Source organism: Mesorhizobium sp. P2_E7, assembly GCF_056403855.1.
Genome location: NZ_JBFUER010000017.1, coordinates 1 through 1,096, shown reverse-complemented (window position 1 = coordinate 1,096; position 1,096 = coordinate 1). Strand labels below are relative to the sequence as shown.

The following is a 1,096-nucleotide window of genomic DNA, read 5'->3' as shown; positions in this document are numbered from 1 at the left end:
GAGCGACTGCCATTTCCAGCCTTGAGAGCTATTTCGGCGCGGTGCCAGATCCGCGTGCGGCCAACGCCACGCACCGGCTAGGCGATCTGATCGTGATGATGATCGCCGCAAGCCTGTGTGGCGCAACCAACGCGACGGAGTTTTCGCTGTTCGCGCAAGAGCGCAAGCAGGCGTTGTCGCGTTTGATCGACTATGAAGAGGCACCCAGCCATGACACCTTCTCGCGGCTGTTGCGGCTGCTTGATCCGGAGGCCTTCGGGCGTGCGTTCGCTGCCTTTGCCGCAGGCTTTGCCCAAGCATGCCAAGGTGAGGCCCGCCAGGGCGTGATCTCGTTGGACGGCAAGGCGCTGCGGCGGGCCTATGAGAAGGGCCTTGCGGCCAGCCCGCCGTTGACGGTGTCGGCCTTCGCCACCCAGACGCGGCTGTGTCTGGCAGCTGCCTCGCCCGGCGATGACGAGAATGAGGTCGAGGTTGCCCTCAAGGTTGTCGAACTCATTGATCTTGCTGGTCGATTGGTCACGGCCGATGCGCTCCACTGTCACACGCGCATGGCTGAGGCCATTATCGAAGGCGGTGGCGACTATCTGCTCGCACTCAAGGGAAACCGCCGACACTGGCTTGCCCGCGCCAATCGTCATCTGGCCGAGACTACCCCTGCCATCGCGCAGCAGACCCAAACCAGCCATGGTCGCAGTGAATGGCGCCAGGCGGAGGTCGTGGCGGCGTCCGAGCCACTGATGGCCGGGCACAAAGCCTTCATCCGCATCACCAGCCAGCGCGACCAGGCCAAGCCGCTGACGCGCCTGTTCATGGCTTCAACGCTGCTGTCGCCGCAACAGGCGATTGACCTCGCCAGAGCCCATTGGCAGATCGAGAACGGCCTGCATTGGATGCTCGATGTTCATCTGGATGAGGACCTCAGCCGCGCCCGCAAAGACAACGCCCCTGCCAACACCGCGCTCCTAAACCGTCTCGCCAGGAACATCCTCCAACTCGCCGATGCAGACAAAGTCCCCATCAGCCATCGCATCAAGAAATGCGCTTGGAATGACGACTATCTCATCAACGCTCTAAGCCATATGCGATAGCCCTGCCC

Annotated in this window: 1 protein-coding gene; it reads left to right on the top strand. The window is 62.5% G+C overall.

Going from position 1 to position 1,096, the window contains the following annotated elements:
* A partial coding sequence (locus tag AC1DYC_RS31090) for an ISAs1 family transposase (RefSeq protein WP_477411474.1) occupies window positions 1–1,088 on the top strand: 1,088 nt, incomplete at its 5' end.
* Between the last annotated feature and the right edge of the window lie 8 nt (window positions 1,089–1,096).